This window comes from Solwaraspora sp. WMMD406, from assembly GCF_029626025.1.
Classification (GTDB): Bacteria; Actinomycetota; Actinomycetes; order Mycobacteriales; family Micromonosporaceae; genus Micromonospora_E.
Genome location: NZ_JARUBF010000001.1, coordinates 6,204,812 through 6,227,645, shown reverse-complemented (window position 1 = coordinate 6,227,645; position 22,834 = coordinate 6,204,812). Strand labels below are relative to the sequence as shown.

Here is a 22,834-nt window from a genome sequence, read left to right as displayed (position 1 = left end):
CGCGGGTCTGGCCGGAGTCGGGTGCCGGGTTCCAGCGGCAGCCGTCACGGTCCTCGGCCATTCCACCGTGTCGAACCAGCCGCGTCCCTGTACGCGCGAATCACCGGCGGTGCCGTTCGACGCGAACGCCTTGCGGCCACCGCGGTCAACAACGCGGCCGTGACCATCGACCCGGCGGCCCACCTGGTCCCCGGCCACTCCTCCAACGCCCCGGCCTGAACCGCCCCGCCCCGGCCTGTCAGGCGTCGATCTCGGCGATCGGCCGGCCGTCGAAGTCCACCGCCGAGTAGAGCGCCAGCTTCTCCAACCGGTGGTAGGAGTCGATGACCCGGATGGTGCCGCTCTTGGACCGCATCACGATCGACTGCGTGTACGCCCCACCTGAGCGGTAACGGACACCCCGGAGCAGGTCACCGGAGGTCACGCCGGTGGCGACGAAGAAGCAGTTGTCGCCGGTGACCAGATCGTCGGTGCCCAGCACCCGGTCCAGGTCGTGCCCGGCGGCCAGGGCCTTTTCCCGTTCGGTGTCGTCGCGTGGCCAGAGTTTGGCCTGCATCGCCCCGCCCATGCACTTGAGCGCACACGCGGCGATGATCCCTTCCGGCGTACCGCCGATGCCCATCATCACGTCGACGTCGGAGTCATCGCGGGCCGCGTAGATGGCGCTGGCGATGTCACCGTCGGACAGGAACTGGATCCGAGCCCCGGCGTCGCGGATCTCGTCGACCAGTTCGGTGTGACGGGCCCGGTCAAGGATGCTGACCGTGACGTCGGAGACACTGGACTTTTTGACCTTGGCGATCCGGCGCAGGTTCTCGCGTACGCCGGCGTCGATGTCGATCACGTCGGCGCAGTCCGGGCCGACCGCCAACTTCTCCATGTAGAACACGGCGCTCGGGTCGAACATCGCACCACGTTCGGCCACCGCCAGCACGGCCAGCGCGTTCGGCATGCCCTTGCTCATCAGCGTCGTACCGTCGATCGGGTCGACCGCCACGTCGACCTCCGGTCCGGAGCCGTCGCCGACCCGCTCGCCGTTGTAGAGCATCGGGGCGTTGTCCTTCTCGCCCTCGCCGATGACCACCACCCCGCGCATCTGGATCGAGTTGATCAGCTTGCGCATCGCGTCGACGGCCGCGCCGTCGCCGCCTTCCTTGTCACCCCGGCCCACCCAACGGCCGGCGGCCATCGCGGCGGCTTCGGTGACCCGGACCAGGTCCAGGGCCAGGTTACGGTCGAGATTCTGCGGCTTACGGGTCTGTGGACCGGACATCGGCTGCTCCTCCTCGCTACGGTGCGGGGCGCACGCCGGAGTCGGGCCGTCGTGGTGGCCGACTCCAGCGTTACCGCTGATCCTGGCACGTCACGGTAGGTATCCGTACTGGCGGGCGGTGGTGGGCCCGGCGGGTGGGATGACCGGTGCTGCGAAGATGGGACGATGGACGCCGCCCAGACCCCGCCCGGCACCGGCTCCGGCACCGGCTCCGGCCCGGCCGCCGAGCCGTCGGCCGGCAGTCGTTCCGTGCGTTCGCCCAAGGACATGACGCTGTCGCTGCTCGTCCTGCTGGTGCCGATCCTGCTGGTCTTCGGCGCGTACCGGATCTCCCTCGGGGCCGACCAGCCGGTGGTGATCGACCCGGCGCCGGCCTTCGCGCAGGCGCGGGCCGGCGGCGGATTCCCGGTCGCCGAGCCGACCGGGCTGGGGCCGGACTGGCGTCCGGTGAGCGCCACGTTCCGGCCGGCCGACGACGCCGACGGGCCGACCCTGCGGGTCGGCTACATCACGCCGTCCGGTGGTGCCGTGCAGATCGTGCAGAGCGGCCGGCCCGCGCCGGAGCTGCTGGTCGCGGAGCTGTCCCGCACCGCCAGCCCGCAGGGCGGCGAGGAGATCGCCGGGCAGAGCTGGCAGTGGTACGCCGCCCGGCCGGGCGAACGCGCCCTGGTCCGGCTGGCACCGCAGCACAGTGTGCTGGTGCTCGGCAGAGCCCCGGACGACGAGTTGCGTGCCTTGGCGACCGCGTTGAGCCCCCCGGGCTGATCCGGTCGTCGTCGCCACCTCGAGCCGGCCTGGCTGATCTCGTTGCGGCCCCTGGCCGGGACAGTGGCAGACTCATCGGGGTGAGCGACGTTGCCGCATCGTCGGTGGATGGTGAGCTGGAAAGCCTCAGCCTCGTGGAACTGGCTGTGCGGCGACTACGTCGGGAGATCCTCAGCGGCCAGACCGACCCGGGCGAGCGGCTGGTCGAGGAGCATCTGACCCGCCGGCTCGGGATCAGTCGGGCTCCGCTGCGGGAAGCGTTGCGGCTGTTGGCCCAGCAAGGTCTGGTCGAGCACGTACCCAGGCGGGGGGTACGGGTCGCGACGCTGTCGGACCGCGACGTGCGGGAGCTGTACGCGGTCCGCGACGTGCTGGAGCGGTACGCCGTGGAGGCCGCGCTGCCGGTGCGCCGGGACAGCGCCCTCGGCGGGCTGCGCGCCGCGATCGACCAGATGCGGGCGGCGACGGCGGTCGACGACCGGTTGCGGGTGGCTGAGGCACACCGCCGGTTCCACGTCGAGTTGGTCAGCCTGGCCGGCAACCAGCAGCTCTGCGCGGTCTACGAATCCGTGCTGGTCAAACTCCAGCTGTATATGGCGATCAATCTGCGGCGGGAGGCCGAGGTGGCGCAGCCGACCGACGGGGTGCTGCGGCACGAGCGGCTGCTGGCGGCGATCGTCGCCGGGGATCCGGCGGTGGTGCTGCACGAGCTGGCCGCGCACGGAGCGCGTACCTATCTCGGCTGAGCCCGTACCGGACGTTTCGGTGATCACGTCACACGCTCGTTACCAGGGGAGGCGCTTCCGGAAACAGTACGGTCGACAATCGACTGTACTGACGAAGGAGGCGCGATGGCCCGCATCGGACCAGTCAAGGCCGACCCCTACCTCTGGCCGTACGACGGGGCCGCCCCGGTCGAACGGACCGCGCTGCTCTGCATCGACTGGCAGACCGACTTCTGCGGACCCGGCGGCTACGTCGATGCCATGGGCTACGACATCAGCCTGACCCGCGCCGGCCTGCCGCACACCGCCCGGCTGCTGGAGCACGCCCGGTCGCTCGGCATGCTGGTGGTCCACACCCGCGAAGGCCACGCCCCGGACCTGTCCGACCTGCCGGCCAACAAGCGGTGGCGCTCGGCGCGCATCGGCGCGGAGATCGGCGGCGCCGGCCCGTGCGGCCGGATCCTGATCAAAGGCGAGCCGGGCTGGGAGATCGTGCCCGAGGTCGTCCCGGTCGACGGCGAAGTGATCGTCGACAAGCCCGGCAAAGGCGCGTTCTACGCCACCAACCTGGACCTGGTCCTGCGTACCCATGGGATCACGCACCTGATCCTGACCGGGATCACCACCGACGTCTGCGTGCACACGACGATGCGCGAGGCCAACGACCGGGGCTACGAGTGCCTGATCCTGTCGGACTGCACCGGCGCCACCGACCCGGGCAACCACGCGGCGGCGTTGCACATGGTGACCATGCAGGGCGGCGTGTTCGGCGCGGTCGCCACGGCCGATGACGTGATCGCCGCGACCGAGCGATGATTGCTGCCGTGACGACAGACCAACCCCCACTGGTACGGGTACCGGCCCGGCCGGGTCCGTACACCTTCGAGCCGGCGACCACCGCGCTGCTCGTCATCGACATGCAGCGCGACTTCCTGGAGCCGGGCGGGTTCGGCGAGAGCCTCGGCAACGACGTCGGCGAACTGCGGCGCACCATCGCACCGCTGCGCCGACTCCTGGCGACCGCCCGCGCGGCCGCGTTGACGATCGTGCACACCCGCGAGGGGCACCTGCCGGACCTGTCGGACTGTCCGCCGGCGAAGCTGCAGCGCGGTGCGCCCAGCAAGCGGATCGGCGACCCCGGCCCGTACGGCCGGATCCTGATCCGGGGCGAGTACGGCCACGACATCATCGACGAACTCGCTCCGGCACCCGGCGAGCCGGTGATCGACAAGCCGGGCAAGGGGGCCTTCTACGCCACCGACCTGGACGGGCTGCTCGCCGAGCGGTTGATCACCAGCCTGATCGTCACCGGCGTCACCACCGAGGTCTGCGTGCACACCACGGTCCGGGAAGCCAACGACCGAGGCTACGAGTGTCTGGTGCTCGCCGACTGCGTGGGTTCCTATTTTCCGCGGTTCCACGAGGTCGGGCTGGAGATGATCGCCGCGCAGGGCGGCATCTTCGGCTGGGTCGCCGAGTCGCCTGACCTGCTCGCCGCTCTCGGCCCGGCCACCGTCGCGTGATCACCGAGATCAACCGTCCGGGGGTGCTCGCCGAGGTCCGGGCGGCGTTCGACGGCTACGAGAAGGCCTTGGTCGACAACGATGTGCCGGCGATCGTCGACTACTTCTGGTCGTCTGAGCACACCGTACGGTTCGGCATCGCCGATCATCAGTACGGTATCGACGAGCAGCGCCGCTGGCGGGCGGCGCAGCCGCCGTTGCCGCCCGGCCGGCGGCTGCACGACGTCGTGGTGACCACATTTGGCACCGACTTCGCGGTGGTCACCTGCCGGTTCGACTATCCCGGCGGCACCGTCTCCGGCCGGCAGTCACAGACCTGGGTACGGGTTGACGACGGCTGGCGGATCGTCAGTGCCCACGTCTCCGAACCCGCCTGAGCACCGACCACCACCTGTTGCCGTCGTACGGGCTGACTTCGGTCTTGGCGCCCGGCAGTTGCCGGTGGCCACCACGATACGCGTCGACTGAGCCGGGACGGGTCTGCGGCCAGCGGCCGGTGTAGGCCGAGTAAGCTGCCGCCCGGGTTTGAGCCGTCAGCCCCGCCTTGGCGCGTTGCTTTGCTCTGCCGTGCTGATCGTGCGAAGCTGCGCCGTCAGCATGGCGGGACGGAGGCACAGTGCGCGAGGTCGAGGTCAAGTACCGCGTCCAGGACACTGAGGCGCTGCTCGCCGCCCTTGCAGCATGCGGCATCGAGCTGGGTGCGCCCGTCGTGCAGGACGATCAGGCGTACGCGCCTGGGGACTGGTCGTACGGCGACAGCAAGCTCGGCGTCCCTTTCGTGCGGCTGCGGACCGTCGACGGGCGGCACACCTTCACCCTCAAGCGTCCCGCCGAGAACGCCCTGTCGTGTGACGAGTACGAGGCGGAGGTCACCGACCGCCAGCAGATGCACAGCGCCATCCTGGCGATGGGTTTCCGCGCAACGGTGCGGATCGCCAAAGTACGCCGTACCGCCAGGATGTCCGCTGGTGAGCTGTGCGTGGACGAGGTCGCGAGTCTGGGCACGTTCCTGGAGTTGGAGCGCGTGGTGGCCGACGGCGTGTCGGGTGAGGCGGTGCAGGCCGAGTTGGCGGCGTTCGTTGCTTCGCTCGGGATCGCGGCGTCCCGTACCGATGAAACGTACGATTCCCTCGTCCGCGCGGCCCTCGCCTCAGCCTGATCGCTGTTCCCACCGTTGCAGTACGGCACCGAGCACGACGGCTGCCACGGCCTCGGCCGGTTCGTCCGTGACCTCGTGGTGCAGCACGTCCGAATCGGTCTCGCGAAGCTGGCGTACAAGGTCTCGGTAGAGCTGGTCTTCGACGACCCGAGCTGCTGCTCCGCCATGGTGGAACCGGCTGTAGATGCCACGGTCTGACGCGCGTTGGGCTGAGCGCTCCGGTTCTCCGGTCAACACGACCGTCAGGTCGGGCTTGGCCGCGTACTGGTTGAGCTGGGTCAAGAACTCTGGATCGACGCCGTCGAGCCGCTGCAGCACGAGAGATGTCGGCACATACCGGTCGCAGACGACGATGGTGCCTGTCCGGAGGGCAGGCCGGATGATGTGTTCCAGGTGGTGATACCGGTCGGCGGTGACGAGGCAGGCGAGCACCAAACCGCGGTATTCGTCGGTGCACTGGCGTGCCAGCTTGCCGAGCGTTGAGTCCGACGGCTCCTTGGTGGCGACGACCGGGATGTCACGGGTGGTCAGGTCGGCGTGTAGGTGTTCGACCACCGTGCTTTTGCCTACGCCGCTCGGCCCTTCGACGACGACGAAGAGACCAGGCTCCAGGTTCATGCGGAGACCGCCAACGAACGCTGGAACTGTTCGCGGGACAGTTCCGTCAGTCGGGCTCGCACCTCGTGCACGGGAGCCTCGCCGAACTGGATGTTGACCGAGAAGTTGAACTCGTCTCGTCCGCGCATCGCCTCATCGACGCCACCGGCGGTGAGGTCCACGGCGGTGTAGTCCAGGAGCTGCTGCGGGCTGTACTTCCCTGTCGTGATGAGTCGCTTCCACTCAGGTGTGCCTGGGTAGGGCCGGAACTCGAAGACGCTGGCCCGGAAGCGTCCGGGCTGGTCGGCGGTTGTCTTCCACAGGTCGTGGATGAGCCGCACGGTCTCCGCTAACTCCTGCCGGGTCTCCGTCGGGAACCCGAGGATGAAGTAGCCCTTGACCGAGATGCCGCGTTCGGTCAGGCGCCGGACAACAGTGCGCGTCATGTCCGAGGTGATGCGCTTGCCCATGTGTTTCAGCAGTCGCTCGCTGCCGGACTCGATGCCGAGTGCGACCTCCCGGCAGCCGTTGAGCTTCAACGTCTGCAGCATGTCGTCGCTCATGCGGTGCAGGATGTTGATGCGGCCGGTCGCATCCCAGACGAAGCGGTCGCCGATGCCGGCTGCCGCGAACGCGGCCATGCAGGGTTGGATGAAGCGCTCGTACCCCAGGAACAAATCGTCGACGAAACGAAAGGCCGTCACCCCGTAGCTTGTCTGCAGGTCCATCATTTCCTCGATGATGTTCTCCGGCGTGCGGGTGCGGATGGTGATGTCAGGGTTGGCTGACACGGCTGCTCCGCAGAACGAGCAGTCGTAGGGGCGGCCCCGAGCCCCGACCATGTTCGCCTCCAGCCGTCCGTCAGCGGCGATGTACGGGTCGTCAGCCAGAAACGCGCGATCCACGAACGGCAGACGGTTGATGTCGGGCGCGAGGTGGTACCCGGCACCGACGCTGCCGCCGGTGACCGGGGTGCGCAGGATGGGGTCGAGCCACATCACGCCCGGAAGTTCGGTGCGGAAGCGGTGGTCCTGAAGCAGTTGGGCCACTCGTGTTTCGCCTTCGCCCAGCACCAACGCCTCGCAGCGGGCGAACCGTGGGTCGGTTAGCGCCTCAGTCGGCATGGCTTTGGCCTGATGGCCGCCGAGCATGAGGCTGATCGACGGGTCGAGCTGCGACGCCATCCGGGCGCTGATCTCGTAGGTCGGGGCGAGCAGGTTGAAGCCTGCCCAGCGTGGCGACAGGCGGTTGACGAGTTGCGCGGTCTGGCTGAGGCCGAGCCCGAGGGCTTCGGCGTCGATGATGCCGACGTTGAAACCCTGATGTTTGGCGTAGGTGGCGATGTAGCCCATGCCGAGCACGGGCAGCGTGAAGTCGTTCACGCGGGGACGGAGACTGTAGTCGCGTAGCGGCGCGTTGATGAACAGGGCGTCAAGAGGGCGAGTGATGTCCGCGCCTGCCACGGCACGGTCAGCCGATATCTCCATGTCGGGAACCCCAAGCGAGCGTCAGCAGCGTGAGCGAGCAGAGATGTTCGCCAGCGAGCGCGCGCCAGGTGCGACCGAAAGCCGATTCGTCGGCCGGCCAGTCGTGTGAGGGTGCAGCTCGCTTGGCCCAGGTGCGCACTGCCAGATCGGCGTAGGGATAGAACGACCAGTCGTTGCACCAGTCAGCCACGGCGGCCTGCGCGGTCCATGGGCCGATGCGCGGCACGGTCTGGAGTTCGGCGACGAGCACATCGGGCACAAGCTCACGCCATTTGAAGCCACGCTCCAGGTAGGCCTCGGCGGCAGCCCGCAAGGGGCGACGCTTGAAAGCCATCCCGAGGGAACCGAACTGGTGATCGCTCAACTCAAGCACGATCTCTGGTGCCGGGAATAGGGCGTACAAGTTGCCGTCCGGTAGGGGGATCTTCTCGCCATGCGCATCGCAGAAGGCCCGATACAGCTTCTTCGACTGTCCGGCGCGGATGACTTGCCGGATGACCGCAGTGCTGATCGCGTCCCATAGGCTCGGGTTCCGAAGCCGTATGACCGAGCCCAGAGAGCGTAGCGAGTCTGCCAGCTCGGGAGCGTCGTCGAACGTGTTCGGCAGTGTGAAGACATCGTGAATCGGCCCAGCCCCAGTGCCGGTCAAACGGTCGAGAGTCAGCTTGCCGTTCTGGAGTGAGGCCAACCATCGGCCGCCGTTGTCAAGGACGAGGACTCGCTGTACGGTGCCGTTCGCCGGTTGCCAGGCGGCGTGCTCGGTCATCACAAAGTCAAACGTGTTGCGCATGGCGGTGAAGTCTCCGAACGGTTGATCAAGGCTCAGGGTGCTAAATTATCTCATATTCCTACCTCCTGGAATATCTTGGCCGGGATCGCGCCCAAGCGTTCTCCCTGGTATCGCAAATTCTCGAATCCGGGATGACTCGATCAGGGCGAACCTGTGTGGGCGCCTGGCTTGGTCACGAAGCTTTGGGGAAACCATATAGGTCCAAGGTCTGTGTAGGTGATCTTCGGAGCCCTCCGACAAAATGTTGACAACCGGCGTCTCTACGTAGGGCGGCGGATGCGAGATTATTTAGGTATGTCCGAGGGTCGGGTTGATCAAGAGTCAGCGGTCGATGATCTTTTGCGGGTGCGACGTGCGCTGGGTCATCGGTTGGCGGTGTTGCGGCAGGCGGCCGGCTACACGCAGCATCAGTTGTCGGCGGTGATCCACTACCACCGCAGCAGTGTGGCGAACGTGGAGACCGGTCGTCAGCGGGCGCCACGCGACTTCTGGCAGCGTGCGGACAAGCTGCTGGACGCCGGTGGTGACTTGCTGGCGGCGTTTGACCGTGTCGAGTCGCGGCACCGCCGGCGTAAGGTTGATCAGATGGCCAGCCGGTTCCCGGCCGAGGTGATTCCGGAGACACCGCCGGAGCCTGGTCAGGGCGGAGCCGTCCGATCGATCGTGCAGGCCGCGCACGAGACCCGTGAACATGCTTTGAACGCAGGTGCATTGGCAGTGTCAGATGTTGCTATCGAGCAGTTGCGCGACGATGCCAGCCGGCTGGCGCGGCGCTTCCCGGAGTTGGAGCTGCAGCAGATCGTCGGCGAGACCCTTCGGATCCGTGATCTCGCGGTGCGTCTGCTGGAGCACACCCGCCGGCCGGCGCAGCAGACCGAGTTGTACCTGATCGTCGCCCAGGCGGCGGCGTTGCTGGCCAGCGAAAGTGTTGATCTCGGTCTGTGGTCACCGGCGATGCAGTACGCCCGAGCGGCCTACGCCTACGGCGAGATCATTGGCCACGCTGGTGCATGTGCCTACGCCCGAGGGATGCAGGCGACCATCGCCTACTGGACCGGTCAAGTCGACGATGCCGTTCAGTACGCACAGGCCGCCGCCGACCTCGCCCCGGCCGGTGTCGCGCGGGTCCGTGCGTACAGCGTCCTTGCTCGTGCCTTGGCCTACCGGGGAAATGCTGACGCGGTCATGACGGCGATCGCCACCGCTGCGGACGCCCGCAGCCAGGCCGGTCGTGACGAACTGCATGACCTCGTTGGCGGTGAGTTCGGGTTCACCGTCGAGCAGCAGGCCCGTTGTGATGGTACGGCGCTGCTGCAGGTTGGCCAGGTCGCGCAGGCCACCGACGCGGCGCGACGTGCGGTCGATCTGGCGGCGGCGACCCAGGCGCAGTGGCCTACGGTCGTGGCGGAGGCCCGCGTCGACTTGGCGGTCTGTCTGCTGCTCGGTGGGCAACTCGACGCGGTGGAGCCGACGCTCACGCCTGTGTGGGCGATGCCGCCGCAGTGGCGTCGCGCCGGGCTGATCGGCCGGATCGACAGTCTCCGAGGCTCACTCAACGACCGTAGGTGGCGTGACAGCTCGATCGCCCGATCCACCGTCGACCGGGCCGAAGCGTTCGTGGCCGCACGGCCGGCACTTCCGGCGCTACCTGGCGTCTGAGCTGCGCCGCCACTCGGCCAGCAGTTCGCGTTCGCGATCCTGTGGCAGGCCGTGGTCGGCGGCGCGGGCCGCTTCGCCTTCGCCGACGACCCAGCTGCCACCCTCGGTCAGCCAGGCCCAGGTGTCGTCGATCGTCTCCGTGAGCGGTGCGCAGCGCAGCCCGGCAGCCTGCGCGCGTGTGCTGTCCACCGCCCAGACTCCTGCATGTGTCCGCCACAACGGCAGCCCGGTCCACTGCTCAACACCCTGGGCGATCAGCCAGGCGGGGTCAGCCCAGATCGGGTCGGCGTCCGACCCGGTCGCGACGATGCAGCCGGTGACCAGATCCGCGAACGTGGCATGGCCTGGCGGGGCGGTGACGTTGAAGACGCCCGATGTGCCGAGGTGGGCACAGCGTAGGGCGAAGTCGGCGACGTCGCGTACGTCGATTGGCTGGATCGGTCGCGTCGCCGGCGCGGGTGCGAGTAGTTGGCCGCTGCGGGCGGCGCGGGCGAGCCACCAGGTCAGCCGGCCGACGTACTCGTAGCGGCCGAGGATCACGCCGGGGCGCAGGATCGTTACCTTGTCGACGCCGACCGCCGCTGTCACCGCCTGCTCGCAGCCGGCTTTGAGCGCGCCGTACTGGCCAGCGTAGCCGAGGTCTGCACCGAAGTTGGCGTCGGCGTCAGGTGGACAGTCGAAGACCGGTGAGTCTTCGTCGAGCGGCTGGTCGGGCCAATCGGTGTAGACGTTGACAGTAGAGAGGTAGACATAGTGCCCGACCACCGGGGCGAGCGCCGACGCGGCGGCTAGGACCTGGTTCGGTACGTAGCCGATGGTGTCGATGACGGCATCCCACGGCCCGCGCTCGGCTAGCCGGTAGAGGTCGTCGGGGTTCTCTCGGTCGCCGTGAACAGCGGAGACCCCTGGTACATCGGCCGATGACGTACCCCGGTTGAAGGTCGTGACCGCCCAGCCGGCGGCCAGCGCCCTCTCGGCCAGGTGGCGTCCGAGGAACCAGGTTCCGCCCAGGATCAGCAGCCGCATTTCCTCATCATGGCGCACCAGTGGATCTACAGCGGCGGTGCCCCGAGTGTCAGCCGATTGCTGCCGTCGCCGCGACGCCGTAGCCGACAAGGAGATCGGGCGAGTTCGCTCAGTGGGCACGTGATCCGTGTCCGTTCGACCTTGCGGGAGACGACTGTGGCAAGACTGCTGGTGTTCACGACGATGGGCATAGTTGCTGGATTCATGCTTGGCTTCTTCACCTTCAAGTTGAAGCAGCGGTGGTGTCCGGGGTGTGGGGCGACGTTGCGGTGTCCGGAGTGCGCGCCTCGGCATTCGATGCGGTTCAGCCCGACCGGCCGGCCCGGTGACGCGGGTCGGTCGGGTCCGTCGTCGGCCGGTGGCGGGGTCTACCGGGGGCGGTCGGCGCGGTGAAACGGATGCTGCGGGACCTGGCCGAGTGTGGTGGTGGGGTGCTGGTCGTACGCCATGACGGGGAGCTTGTGGTCGGCGCGGTCGGCGCTACGGCGTACCGCGATGTGACCGGCGCGGAGCCGGCGGCCGACAGCGGCGGTGGTGGTCATGTGGCGGTGCGGCCGTCCTGGTCGTGCGCTGGCTGCGGCGGGTTGTGGCCGTGTCCGGTGGCGAGGTCGGAGTTGGCGGCCGTGTTGGGGCCGGTCGGGTTGGCGACGTACGCGGTGGAGCGGATGACCGAAGCGGCGTTCGACCTGCCCGACGTGACGGCGGCGGAGCTGTTCGACCGGTTCCTGGTGTGGACGTGGCGGCCGTGCTGACCGTACGGGCGGCGACCGCCGCCGATGTCGAACCCCTGGCCGAGTTGTTGGCGCAGTCGTGCGTGCTGGACCCGGTGGTGGCCTGGTCGATGCGGGACTACGCGATCCGCTATCTGACGATGCACCAGTTCTTCACCGCCGAGCTGGAGTTCGGGGTACGGCACGGGATCGTTGACGTCGCGGGCGACCGGGACGGGGTGGCGATCTGGTATCCGCATCCGGCCGATCGGCTCGTCGGCGCGGAGCATCTGCGGCGTCGGTTGCGGGCGTGTGGTGACCGGCACGGCCCGTACACGCATTACGCGTCCACCGCCGCGCAGCTAGAGCCGGTCGGCCGGCACCACCATTTGGCGTTCCTGGCGGCGGCACCCTGGTTTCGCGGCCGGGGGATCGGGGCGGCGCTGCTCGCCGCGCACCACATCCGGCTCGACCGGATCGCCATGCCGGCGGTGGTCGACGCGAGCAGCCCACGGTTCCAGGCGTTCTACACCCGCCACGGCTACCACCTCGTACGCAAGGCCAACCTGCCGGCCGGCGGCCCGCCGCTGTGGTCGATGCGTCGAGGCGGCCCACCACCACCCATGGCCGCCGCACTCCGCGTCGGCTGAACCAGGGTGATCGCTGGTTGCTGCCCTGACCGGCTTACTGCCGGCTGTCGGCTGCCCGGCAACAGCAGGCGCTGATGTGACTCGACCGACGGGCCATGCCAGCTGGCCCCGGTTTCGTAGACTCCCGGCCATGCGACGTTCCCATGCGATAGCCGGGGTGATCCTCGTCGTCCTGGGCGCGGCGGCGGTGGCGGCCGGGGTGCGCTGGACCGCCGCCGGTGAGCCGGTGCCCGTCGTGGCACCGGTCGGGGCGTCGACGGTGCTGCCCGAGGGCGAATACACAATGGTCGTCGACAATCGGGCAGCTGAGATATTCACCGATCTGCGCACCGCACGCGGCGTTCCCCGGGTGGACACCTATGCCCTGCCGCCCGCCGCCACCTGGGACCAGGTCCGGTCCGGGGTCGCCGGTCAGCTCGACGGATGGGAGCAGGTCGGGGACTGCGCCGACACGGGGGAGCGGCGGGTCCAGTGTTCCTGGTCGGAGCCGACCCGCTGGTGGCCCCGGCTGGTGCGGATCGTCTTCGTACGGCCGGCCGAGCCGGACGACGCCGATTCGTACGTGTGGCCCGACAACACCTTCCTGGTGGTCGGCTCCGCCAACGGCACGAACGGCTGACGAATCGAAGAAGTGTCTCGTCCCGCCGTCCGGGCAGGGTGGCCGTGGGCGTGACAACTGTCGTCGCTGGTCAACGGCGGGTTGCCCCAAGATACGTTGCGAACCGATAGCATCACTGTGCGCCAACGGCGACGCGTCACCGGCGGGCGCGAACTCCCGGCCGCGCGGACCGGCGGGGAGCAGCGGGTCGGCCGGGCCGGGGGGTACGGGTCCGGATCGACATGGCGAGGAGAGCCGTGGCGGAACTCAGCATCGGGCGGTCGCTGCGCCTGTGGATTCCGGTCGCGCTGGTGACCGGGCTGTTGTCCGGGCTGGCCGCGGCCGCGTTCTTCTGGTTGTTGACCGTCGCCACCCGCTATCTGCTGGTCGAGCTGACCGGCTACCACCCGGCCGAGCTCGCCAGCGACGGCGGCGCACCCGCGATCGGCAGTCCACACTGGCTTGTGCTGCCACTGCTGGTCGCCGCCGGTGCCCTGGTGGCGACCGTGCTGGTCCTGCGGGTCGCGCCGGAAACCAGTGGCCACGGCACCGACGCCGCCATTCACGCCGCACACCACGACCCCACCGGGATGCGGGCGCGGGTCCCGGCGGTGAAGATGCTTGCCTCGGCCATCCTGATTGGATCCGGCGGATCCGCCGGCAGCGAAGGACCGATCGCCCAGATCACCGCCGCGCTCGGCTCGATCGTGGCCCGGGTCAGCCGGCTGAAACCGGAACAGGCCCGTATCACCGTCTCTGTCGGACTCGCCTCCGGCGTCGGCGCGATCTTCCGTAGCCCGCTCGCCGGCGCGCTGCTCGGCGCCGAACTGCTCTACCGTGCCGACATCGCGGCCGCCGTCATCGTCCCGGCGTTGATCTCGTCGGCGGTGGCGTTCGGGGTGTTCGGCCTGTTCCACGGCTTCGACCCACTGTTCGGCATGGTCGACGGCGTCACCGGCGCCGATCCGCTGCTGTGGCTGGCACTGCCGCTGATCGGAGTCCTCGCCGGACTACTCGCCCGGCTCTACGCCGTCGTGTTCTACGGCACCGCCGCCGTCTTCGCCTCCCGGCTGGTCACCCGGACGCTACGGATACCCCGGCTGCTGCGCCCGGCGATCGGCGGCCTGCTGGTCGGCGTGATCGGGCTGGCGATCCCGGACATCCTCGGCACCAGCTACGGCACCGCCCAGCACATGTTGGACGGTCGGGCACTTCTCGGCATGTCACTGTGGCTGGTGCTGGCCATCCCGCTGGTCAAGATCCTGACCACCTCCCTGTCGGTGGCGTCCGGTGGTTCCGGCGGCATCTTCGGTCCCGGCCTCGTCATCGGCGGAACCGCCGGTGCCGCACTGTGGCGGCTGCTGGAGCCGTACGGCCTGGCGACCGAGTCACCGGTGCCGTTCGTACTCGTCGGGATGGCCGCCTGTCTCGGCTCGATCATCCACGCGCCGCTGGCGCTGACGGTGATGGTCGCCGAAACCACCGGCAGCACCGCCGTACTGCTGCCGGCGATGGCGGCCACCGCCCTCGCCGCCCTGATCGTCGGGGACAGCACGCTCTACCGCAGCCAACTGCGGGACCGATCCGAATCCGGCCTTCCGGAGCCGACGTCGGTCGGGCCGGCATCGACCGAGTCCACACCGGACAAGCCCTTGGCGATACGGGTGATCGACGGCCGGCCGCTGGAGGGCCAGCCGGTTGACGGGCACGTCGTGGCCGGGCGGAGCGACGAGATCCGTACCGCTGGATCGGTGCCGCCCGCCCGCACCCCGGCCGAATGGCCCGAGACCGACCGCGCCACCTGACCGACCGGCCCGGCCATGCCGCTCACTCACAGACCAGACCAGACCAGGCGGGGGCGGGTCGGCGGTGATCAGGTCGGCGGTGGCTCGATGTCGCAGTCGATCCGCTCCCGGGTGGTGCTGACCGCCAGCGTCTCCGGATGTTCCGGTCCGAGCACCTCGACGTAGCGTTGCACCGTCTCGGCCTGCAACGTACGGGCGGTGGCGTGATCGCCGGCCAGCCGCAGATCGGCGGCCAGGTTGATCGCACACGCCAAGGTGTACGGGTGGGCGTCGCCGCGAACCCTACGCGACATCGCCAGCAGCTCCGTGCCCAGCTCACAGGCCCCGTCCCGGTCACCGGTCGCCTGCCGGTCACTGGCCAGGTTGGTCCCGCACGCCAGCGTGTACGGATGCGCCGGGTCGAGCACCTCGCCGAAGAGGCGATAGGTGCGCTCGGTGATCTCCCTGGCCTTTTCCAGCTGGTCGGTACGGCGCAGCGCGATCGCCAGGTTCGTCGCCGCCGCCAGCGTGTACGGGTGCCGTTCGCCCGCCGTACGGTCGAGGACCTCGTAGGCGTCCTGGGCCCGGGCCCGCGCGCCGAACAGCTCGCCGGTCATCCGCAGGTCGTTAGCCAGGTTGGTGGAGGCGGCCAGTGTCTCCTGATGCTTCGGCCCGAGTCGACGCCGGTGCAGCTCGTAACTGGCCTGCGCCAGGTCGCGGGCGTCGGCGTACCGTCCGACTTTGCGAAGGGTGACGGCCAAGTTCTTCATCGCCCGCAACGAGCTGGGATGGTCCTCGCCGAGCAGTTCGCGGTAGCGGCGGTAGACGTCCTCCTGCAGTTCGACCGACTCTTGGTAGCGACCGCATTCCCGCAGGTCTCGCGCCAGGTTGTTGGCGGAGAACAGCAGGTGGGCGTTGTCGACCCCGCCGGACCGCTGTCGCAGCTCGGCCTGCGTCTGCTCGTCGACCGCCAACGCCTCGGTGAACCGGCCCATCATCCGCATCGAGACCGCGTAGTTGTGGGTGGCGAGTTGCCGGCGTCGGTGCCCCTCGGGCAGCTGCCGACTCAACACCAACACGTCCTCGTCGAGGGCCAGACCGGCGTGCCAGTCGCCGAGCCGGCGCAGGCTGGCGGCGAGGCCGTTGGCGACGGCCAGTGTGGTCGGGTGGCCGGCACCGAGACTGCGCCGGGCCTGGTCCAGGCTGCCGTCGTCGAGCTCTTTGGCCTCGGCGTAGCGGCCGAGGCTGCGCAGCGAGTTGGCCAGCATCACCCGCAGCGCGATCACGTCGTCGGCGTCCGGACCGAGATGGTCGGTCCAGCCGGGCAGGGCGGCCCGTGCCAGTTCCACCGTGGCGGTGTATTCGCCGCGTCCGTCCAGGTAGCCGACCATGTGTCGGACCAGTTGGCGGATTCGTGGGTCGGTCGATGTCGACACCTGGGCCGGCCCGAGATGCGGCAGGATCTCCGCGTAGCGGGCCCGGTTACCCGGCTGGTCGGGATCGCCGGGGTCGGCTGCGGCGAGCAGTTGGTGCACGATGGCGCGGTATTCGGCGTCCTGCGCGGGGGAGAGCTGGTCGCGCAGGAACGACTGGATCAGCCGATGCATCTGCAGGGTTTCGCCGCTCTCGCCCTGCCCCAGCTTCGCCAGCCCCTACCGGCCGATCTCGGCGAGGAGTTCGCTGCGGTTCATCGGGTCGCCGATCTCGCCGCGCAGCGGGGGCGGCAGATGCTCGGACGGGTCTCCGCCGAGGGCCTGACCGGCGAGCAGGCGGAGCGAGATCGGTTCAGGTCCGACGAAGGCGCACAGCCGCAGCAGCTGGGCGGCGGCCGGCCGCTCCTCCCGAAGTCGGTTGACGGCGATCGTCCAGATCGTCACCGGCTGATGCTCGTACGACGGCACCGGCGCCCGACCGAGGACCTTCGATGGGTACCGGCGGATCTGCTCCAGCAGTACCTTCACCTGCATCTTGGTGGTGCTGAGCAGCGCCGCCGCCCCGTCGAGATAGAGCGGGAAGTCGCCGAGCTCGTCGGCGAGAGCCACCGCCTGCTCGGCCGAGATGCCCGGCACCCGGCGGCGCAGGAAGTGCAGGCTCTCCGGACGCCGGTATCCCTCCAGCGTCACGGCGTCGACGCTGGCCTGCCACCGCTGGTCGCGGGAGGTCACCAGCACGTGGCCGCCACCGCTGGGCAGCAACCGGCGCAGCTGCTGGGGCGACCCGGCGTTGTCGAAGATGAGCAGCCAGTCGCGGATCGGTTCGCCGCGTCGCAGCGCATCGAGGACCGCGTCGGCGGTCACTCCGAGATCGTCACTGGTACGGATGTCGAGATAGGCGGCCAGCGCGGCGAGGTCGGAGCGGGCGGTGGCCAACTGCTCGCAGCGCACCAGCCACACCAGGTCGTAGTCGCAGGCGAAGCGGTGAGCGTACTCGATGGCCAGTTGGGTCTTGCCCACCCCGGCCGTGCCGTGCACCGCGCTCGGCACGACCGCTGTCACGTAGCCGCTGAGCCGTTCCCGTAGATCGACGAGAATGTCGTCGCGCCCGGAGAAGTGCGGGTTGCGCGCCGGGATGTGCGGGCTCCAGTAGCGGGGGCGACGCAGCGGATAGCGGGCCGCGCCCAGCATCGGGGCGGGTGGACCGATCTGGTCGGCGGGCAGGTCGAACAAGGCCAGCAGCAGCCGGCGGGCCGGATCCTCCTCCGGTACGCCGAGCAGCGCCGAGCGGGGCGTGACCAGCGGTACGCCGGGCCCGCCACCGGAAACGGTCAGCACCCGGCCCGGGCGGGCGGCCCGCAGCGCCAGCAGCTGCTCGGACCAATCCGCCGTCGGTTTGCCACTCAGCTGGACCAGCGCCTCGGTGAGCACGACCAGCAGCGTGGCGTCGCCCTTGGCGACGCCGGGCAGGTAGTCGGCCAGAGTATCCGCGATCGGTGTGCCGAGCATCGTCAACCCGGTGGTCAGGCCGGCCCAGCCGAGCTGTTCGGAGATCCATTCCGCCCAGGCGCGATCGGTGCCGGCGTGCAGCACCACGACCGGCGCGGACGAATCGGCACCGGTACGGGCCTCGGCGGGAACGGTCATCGGAGCGGCTCGCTTTCCACGGGCGGTATGGACTTTCTGACGGACAACGGATCAGGTCGCTTTGGTGGTAATCGGGGTTCGCCCTACGTAATTGTCACCGCCGCGCGCAATCGCGGCTACGTCGAGTATCCGCTTTCGGGTGCGTCGTCGGTTCCGGGAGCGCGGTCGGCATCCGGACCGTTCCCGTGGTGCCACGCGGCGGGTCGCCCCGGCGGCACCGTCAGGCTGTTGTCGAACGGGGAGAACGGTTGCGGATCCGCCGCACGATGGCGTACCGCCGGATGTCGCGCCGACCGGGCGTCCGCCAGCAGCAGGCGGACGGCTGACCGGAGTCCGTCGTCACCCGCCTCGAACATCGTGTGCAACGCCGGGTCAGGGCGTCCGGTCGACGGCGGACCGGTGTCGCTCAAGGATCGTTCCCTCCCGCCTGGCGTGGATCGTGCTGGACGTCGTCCTGACCATCGTCGCGTCGCTGGCCGGCGCGGATGGCGTCGCGCCGGATCGCCAGCACCGCCGGATGGTCCGGCCCGTGCCGTTGCACCAGGACGTCGACCACCGAGGTGAGTTCGTCGGCGGCTTCGCCGTACCGGCCGAGGTCGCCCAGCAGCCGGCCGAACGCTGTACGCGCCCGCAGGGTCTCCTCGTCGTCCGGACCCCGGCTGCGGGCGAACTCCTGGACCACCAGCCGCATCCGGTCGGCGGCGGGACCGGGTTGGCCGAGGGCCAGCAGGATCTCGGCCAACCGCCATGATCGCTGAGGTAGCGCCGCGTCCAGGCTCGGGGTGGCGTGGATCGCCTGCTGCATCACCCGGCGCGCCCGCTCCAGATCGGACCGGTTGCCGGACTGTTCACCCGTCATGGCCAGTGCCTCTGCGTACGCGGCCAGATAGCGGGCCGTCGGTTGCTGGTTGGCGGGGGTGAACTCGACAGCGGTGCGGAACCGTTCACCGGCTTCCCACAGGTCGTTCAGTTCACCGCCGTCGCGGTAGCGGTGCTGCAGCGCGACGCCGAGCCGGTAGAGGTAGTCGGGCCGTTTCGGATGGTAGACCGGCACCAGATCGAGCAGGTGACGCAGCAGCCGGATCTCCACGGACCGGTCGTCGCGGTGTCGCTCTCGACGTCGACCTGCCCGCAGCGCCAGCAGGCCGGCCATCGTGTCGAGATGCGACACGGTCTGCCGATCGTCGGCTGTGGCCGGCTCCACCACGGACATGCCGGCCGCGATCACGGCGTCGAGCAGATCCGGGTCGGCGTCGAGCAGATCCGGGTCGGGGTCGTGCCGGTCCGGGTCGGGGTCGCGGCGCAGCAGTTGCGCCACCGCGCGGACCCGGCCGCGTACCGCGCGGACCCGGTCGGTGGCGTCGGGGGCCAGGCTGGCGGCGCTGGCGTACAGGTCGGCCGCCTTTCGTAGGTCCGCTTCGTCACCGGTGACGGCGAACCGCTCGTGCAGCAGCTCCGCGAGGCTGGTCGTGTCGGCGGCGGAGCCGGGTGCCTTGCCGCGCGCCGCGACCACCGCCCGCGTGGCGGCGATCGCCGCGTCGAGATCACGTCGGCCGTTACCCCGTCGGTAGCGCACCCGGTGCAGGTCGGCGATCCGGGCCAGCAGCTCCACCCGGGAGGTGTCCGGCGCGCGGTCCCGCTCGGCCGTGTAGATCGCCAACGCCTCGTCGAGGTCGGCCGGCGCGGCCAGCGCCGCGAACCGGGTCAGCAGTGCCTCCGCCAGGGCGATCCGGCGGCGGATCAGAATCGGGCCGTCCTCGGCGGTCGCGGCGACCGCGACTCGGGCCAGCCGGATTCCCTCGGTCAGATCGGACGCCCGACCGTCGCGGCGGAAAAGCGCCATCCTGATCAGCGCCGCCTCGGCGACGACGTCGGTCTCCGCCGCCGGCCGGGACGAAACCTGATCGTACGGCGGGACCTGATCGTCCGGCGGGACCTGGGTCTGCGGCGGGACCTGGGCCGGCGGCGACCGGCGGTCCAGGGCATCCTGGATCAGGCTCAGCGCCTCGGTGAGGTCGGCGGGTTCGCCGGCCATCTCGTAGCGGATGCGCAACAGGGCCGCCAGCTCCCGGGTCGCTCCCGGTGGCGGCCGCCGTCGACGGATCAGGTCCCGGAGCAGATAGACCGCTTCGTCCAGCACCGGCCCGAGCTCACCGGCCGGCCGGTTCGTCGGTCCGGCCGGCGCGGCGCCGACGCGGTCCATGACCTCGGCGTCCCACCGGTGGATCCGGTCGAGGAGATCCGCCAGTTGTCGCCGTCGGTCGGCCAGTGCGTCGGTGTCGGTGTCGGTGTCTTGATCGCCGGCGGGCGGGCCCGCGTTGTCCGGCGAACGGTCGCCGGAGTCGATGGGCGAGTCCGGGATCGGCTCGACCAGGTCCCGGAACCGGTCGCCGAGCCGGGCCACCACGGGCGCCGGCAGGGCGGCGAAGGGCCGACCAGCGGACTCCACGCCGAGTGCGCCGTTGGTGCCGGACGGCGCCGACACGGCGGCGGTGAACTCCCGCATGCTGATGCCGAGTTGGTCGGCGAGGAATCCGGAGATCTGGTAGCGGATGCGTTGCAGGTCGCTGACCAGCAACGACCGGCTGAGTAGTGCCTGTACCCCGGGCATGAACCGGAACCGCAGCTCGGTGTCGGTGGAGGGAACACGGGCCAGTAGGCCACCGAGCAGCACCTCGGCCAGGTGGCAGGGGCGCGACACCGGGATCACCGACTGCTGCACCAGCCGCATCACCGACAGGGTGGTCGGTGCCGCCGACAGATAGGTGGCGAGCCGGAACGCCTGCGGACTGGCGGTGGCCTGAAACGTCCGTACCCGGTCGATCGGGGTGCGGGTCGGATCGGCGGCCGTCGGCGGGCGGTCGCCGTCGCCCGGCCGGGGTGGCAGCGTGATCATCGCGTCCGTCCGGCCGCTGCCGGCCAGCAGCCGCGTCCAGCCGATCAACCAGTCGGGTTCGATTTCCAGCACCGGGATCGGCAACTCGCTGCCGAGTCGCCGGTCCGGCCGCCAGCGGTACGGGGTGAAGCGCAGATCGGCGTTCGTCACCGGCCCGGTCGGCGCACCCCGGCTGGCCAGCCTGCCCCGTTCGGGCACCAGACCGGTTCGGGGCCAGAGCCGCTGTGGCAGGGGCTGCAGCACCGCCACCGCCGCTCGCCGACCCCACCGCTGCATCAGCTGGTACGCCGAACCGTCGTGCCAGTAAGGCGCCACACAGTCGCTGACCAGCAGGACCAGGCTGCCGCCGCCGGCCGGCGGCGGCTGGCGGGCCGAGTCGTGCCCGGCGGCGCCGGTGACTCTGAGCCGGCCGTCGGTCCCGGCGGACAACTCACCGGTCCGGACGTCGCGGAACACGCCCAGTCCCTGGACCAGGGTGATGAGCTCGTCGACCAGCGTGTGCCAGACAGCCATCGATGTGTGTAGATCGGTTACCAAGCGGAGGTCGAGCCAGCGACGCTGCCCGTGCCGCCACAGCGGCAGCCACAGCTCGGTCTCGGCGATGGCCTCGATGGTCCGTTCCTCGTCGATCTCCATGCGGTGCGGGTCGGCGACCGTACGGCGTAGCGGCCGTAGGGCCCGACTGATCGCCAGCGCACCGGGGAGCGCCGACGCGGCCGGTGCCCGCAGTTCGAGCAGGTGCTCCCGGCCCGGATCCGCCGCCGACTCCACCGCGTACACGGCGAGGTCACGCTCGTCGGCGGAGACGGTGCCGGCGGCCGCGACCGTACCCGGAACCGGATCGGCGTCCGGACCGCGCCGTGGTGCGTCCGGTGAGCCTGGCCCGGGTCCGACGTCCTGCCCGGTCGGTCCGGGGGCGTCCCCGCCGGCCGGGTCGGGCAGGTAGCGCGCCAGCCAGAGCGCGTCGGCGACGGCGGTCGGCTGCGGGTCGACATCGGCGTCCCGCAGCAGACGCAGCAGCCGGGAGATGGTCATCAGTAGTCGGGATTGGTGCGTTGGTTGACGAAGAGCAGCTCGGCCAGTTGCTCGCGGCTGCGGCCGTCCTCGGCGGCGATGTTGCTGGTCAGATAGATCGCGTTGAGCAGTTGGTCGGTCGCCAAGGTGCCGCGATCGCGGCGGGCGAGGAACTGGTCGACCAGTTGGTCGCTTTCCCGGAGCAGATCGGCACCGAAATGCGCGGCGACGATCGAGGCCAGGTGTTCCCGACTCGGTTCCCGCAACTTGAGCTGGAGACAGCGACGGAGAAACGCGGGTGGGAAGTCCCGTTCACCATTGCTCGTCATGATCACGATCGGGAACGACCGGCAGCGGACCCGGCCTTCTTCGATGGTGACGAGTTCGTCGCTGCCGTCGATCTGCACCCGGATCCGTGGTTGGTCGACGGCCACCCGACGAAGCTCGGGAATGGCGTACTCGCCTTCCTCGAAGACGTTGAGTAGATCGTTCGGCAGGTCGATGTCGCCCTTGTCGATTTCGTCGATCAGCAGCACCCGAGGCTGCTCGTACGGCAGCAGCGCGGTCCCGAGCGGGCCGAGCCGCAGGTAGCGGCCGATGTCGGCGCTCGGCGTGGCCTCGCCGCCGTACTCACCGCCCTGGTCGGCGTCGTGGCCCCGGCGCCCGCCGCCGTCGTGGCCCCGGTGGGCGAGACCGGCGTCGTGCAGCCGGCCGACCGCGTCGTAGCTGTAGAGCCCCTGGGCCAGGGTCGATCTGCTGCTGATCGGCCAGCGCAGCACCGGCCCGAGCGCCAGTTCGTGGGCGATGGAGGCGGCGAGCGTGGACTTGCCGATCCCCGGCCGTCCGGTGACCAGCAGCGGCCGGCGCAGATACAACGCCGCGTTGATCAGGTCGAGGTCGGTCGGGTCGGGCCGGTAGGCGACGGCCCGGTGCAGGTCGCCGAGGCGGCGCTGCGATGCCTGGTCCTCGCCGGGCGGCAGCGGCACCGGTGGTCCACCGTCGAACTCCCGCCACGGTGGTGGTGGCGGCAACCGCCGAATACCGGTGTGGGGCTCTGGCACTCCTTGATAGATCCACCAGTCCATCACCGGTCACGTT

The 22,834-nt window shown here is 69.9% G+C and carries 20 protein-coding genes and 1 pseudogene; 12 read left to right on the top strand and 9 right to left on the bottom strand.

Going from position 1 to position 22,834, the window contains the following annotated elements:
* Positions 1-238: 238 nt before the first annotated feature.
* Entirely contained in the window at positions 239-1,273 is a 1,035-nt protein-coding gene (glpX, locus tag O7632_RS27655) for a class II fructose-bisphosphatase (RefSeq protein WP_278118523.1), read from the bottom strand.
* A 165-nt stretch (positions 1,274-1,438) separates the two neighbouring features.
* On the opposite strand from glpX, the gene O7632_RS27650 reads away from it, so the two are divergent.
* The 6 genes from O7632_RS27650 to O7632_RS27625 all read left to right on the top strand — a co-directional run bounded on the left by O7632_RS27650 (position 1,439) and on the right by O7632_RS27625 (position 5,445).
* Entirely contained in the window at positions 1,439-2,038 is a 600-nt protein-coding gene (locus O7632_RS27650) for a DUF4245 domain-containing protein (protein ID WP_278118521.1), read from the top strand.
* An 80-nt stretch (positions 2,039-2,118) separates the two neighbouring features.
* Entirely contained in the window at positions 2,119-2,784 is a 666-nt protein-coding gene (locus tag O7632_RS27645; protein WP_278118519.1) for a GntR family transcriptional regulator, read from the top strand.
* Between the two features lie 105 nt (positions 2,785-2,889).
* A complete protein-coding gene (locus O7632_RS27640; RefSeq protein WP_278118517.1) occupies positions 2,890-3,579 on the top strand; it encodes an isochorismatase family cysteine hydrolase in 690 nt (229 codons plus the stop codon).
* Positions 3,580-3,587: 8 nt separating this feature from the next.
* Positions 3,588-4,286, top strand: a complete 699-nt coding sequence (locus O7632_RS27635) for an isochorismatase family cysteine hydrolase (protein WP_278118516.1) — start codon at positions 3,588-3,590, stop codon at positions 4,284-4,286.
* Positions 4,283-4,663, top strand: a complete 381-nt coding sequence (hpxZ, locus tag O7632_RS27630) for an oxalurate catabolism protein HpxZ (RefSeq protein WP_278118514.1) — start codon at positions 4,283-4,285, stop codon at positions 4,661-4,663. The genes O7632_RS27635 and hpxZ overlap by 4 nt, the downstream gene beginning before the upstream one ends.
* A gap of 239 nt (positions 4,664-4,902) precedes the next feature.
* Positions 4,903-5,445 carry a CYTH domain-containing protein gene (locus tag O7632_RS27625; RefSeq protein ID WP_278118511.1) on the top strand — a complete coding sequence of 181 codons (543 nt, stop codon included), beginning with the start codon at positions 4,903-4,905 and terminating at the stop codon, positions 5,443-5,445.
* On the opposite strand, the gene tmk is transcribed toward O7632_RS27625, so the two are convergent.
* The 3 genes from tmk to O7632_RS27610 are packed head-to-tail and all read right to left on the bottom strand — an operon-like array spanning position 5,437 to position 8,319.
* Positions 5,437-6,063, bottom strand: a complete 627-nt coding sequence (tmk, locus tag O7632_RS27620) for a dTMP kinase (protein WP_278118510.1) — start codon at positions 6,061-6,063, stop codon at positions 5,437-5,439. The two genes, O7632_RS27625 and tmk, sit on opposite strands and share 9 nt — an antisense overlap.
* Positions 6,060-7,529: a radical SAM protein gene (locus tag O7632_RS27615; RefSeq protein WP_278118509.1), complete on the bottom strand. Its 1,470-nt coding sequence runs from the start codon at positions 7,527-7,529 to the stop codon at positions 6,060-6,062. Before O7632_RS27615 ends, tmk begins: the two co-directional genes overlap by 4 nt.
* Entirely contained in the window at positions 7,513-8,319 is an 807-nt protein-coding gene (locus O7632_RS27610; protein ID WP_278118507.1) for a hypothetical protein, read from the bottom strand. Before O7632_RS27610 ends, O7632_RS27615 begins: the two co-directional genes overlap by 17 nt.
* A gap of 216 nt (positions 8,320-8,535) precedes the next feature.
* Here O7632_RS27610 and O7632_RS27605 point away from each other — a divergent pair, with 216 nt between their 5' ends.
* A complete protein-coding gene (locus tag O7632_RS27605) occupies positions 8,536-9,978 on the top strand; it encodes a helix-turn-helix transcriptional regulator (protein ID WP_278118505.1) in 1,443 nt (480 codons plus the stop codon).
* Here the strand turns inward: O7632_RS27605 and O7632_RS27600 are convergent.
* Positions 9,964-11,004, bottom strand: coding sequence for an NAD-dependent epimerase/dehydratase family protein (locus tag O7632_RS27600; RefSeq protein WP_278118503.1), 1,041 nt, complete (start codon positions 11,002-11,004; stop codon positions 9,964-9,966). The two genes, O7632_RS27605 and O7632_RS27600, sit on opposite strands and share 15 nt — an antisense overlap.
* 156 nt (positions 11,005-11,160) lie before the next feature.
* Here O7632_RS27600 and O7632_RS27595 point away from each other — a divergent pair, with 156 nt between their 5' ends.
* The 5 genes from O7632_RS27595 to O7632_RS27575 all read left to right on the top strand — a co-directional run bounded on the left by O7632_RS27595 (position 11,161) and on the right by O7632_RS27575 (position 14,767).
* Positions 11,161-11,397, top strand: coding sequence for a hypothetical protein (locus O7632_RS27595; protein WP_278118502.1), 237 nt, complete (start codon positions 11,161-11,163; stop codon positions 11,395-11,397).
* On the top strand, positions 11,394-11,756 hold the full coding sequence (locus tag O7632_RS27590) for a hypothetical protein (protein WP_278118501.1): 363 nt from the start codon (positions 11,394-11,396) through the stop codon (positions 11,754-11,756). Before O7632_RS27595 ends, O7632_RS27590 begins: the two co-directional genes overlap by 4 nt.
* Entirely contained in the window at positions 11,741-12,364 is a 624-nt protein-coding gene (locus O7632_RS27585) for a GNAT family N-acetyltransferase (protein ID WP_278118499.1), read from the top strand. Before O7632_RS27590 ends, O7632_RS27585 begins: the two co-directional genes overlap by 16 nt.
* Positions 12,365-12,494: 130 nt before the next feature.
* A complete protein-coding gene (locus O7632_RS27580) occupies positions 12,495-12,983 on the top strand; it encodes a hypothetical protein (RefSeq protein ID WP_278118497.1) in 489 nt (162 codons plus the stop codon).
* Positions 12,984-13,219: 236 nt separating this feature from the next.
* Positions 13,220-14,767 (top strand): chloride channel protein, encoded by a 1,548-nt coding sequence (locus O7632_RS27575; protein WP_278118495.1) that lies wholly within the window; start codon positions 13,220-13,222, stop codon positions 14,765-14,767.
* 68 nt (positions 14,768-14,835) lie between these two features.
* Here the strand turns inward: O7632_RS27575 and fxsT are convergent.
* The 4 genes and pseudogenes from fxsT to O7632_RS27555 form a co-directional block, all read right to left on the bottom strand.
* Positions 14,836-17,370 (bottom strand): annotated as a pseudogene (gene fxsT / locus O7632_RS27570) (FxSxx-COOH system tetratricopeptide repeat protein).
* A gap of 572 nt (positions 17,371-17,942) precedes the next feature.
* Entirely contained in the window at positions 17,943-18,236 is a 294-nt protein-coding gene (locus O7632_RS27565; RefSeq protein ID WP_278118494.1) for a hypothetical protein, read from the bottom strand.
* Positions 18,233-21,757: a tetratricopeptide repeat protein gene (locus O7632_RS27560; protein ID WP_278118493.1), complete on the bottom strand. Its 3,525-nt coding sequence runs from the start codon at positions 21,755-21,757 to the stop codon at positions 18,233-18,235. The genes O7632_RS27565 and O7632_RS27560 overlap by 4 nt, the downstream gene beginning before the upstream one ends.
* A complete protein-coding gene (locus O7632_RS27555; protein ID WP_278118491.1) occupies positions 21,757-22,797 on the bottom strand; it encodes a MoxR family ATPase in 1,041 nt (346 codons plus the stop codon). Before O7632_RS27555 ends, O7632_RS27560 begins: the two co-directional genes overlap by 1 nt.
* Positions 22,798-22,834: the final 37 nt, after the last annotated feature.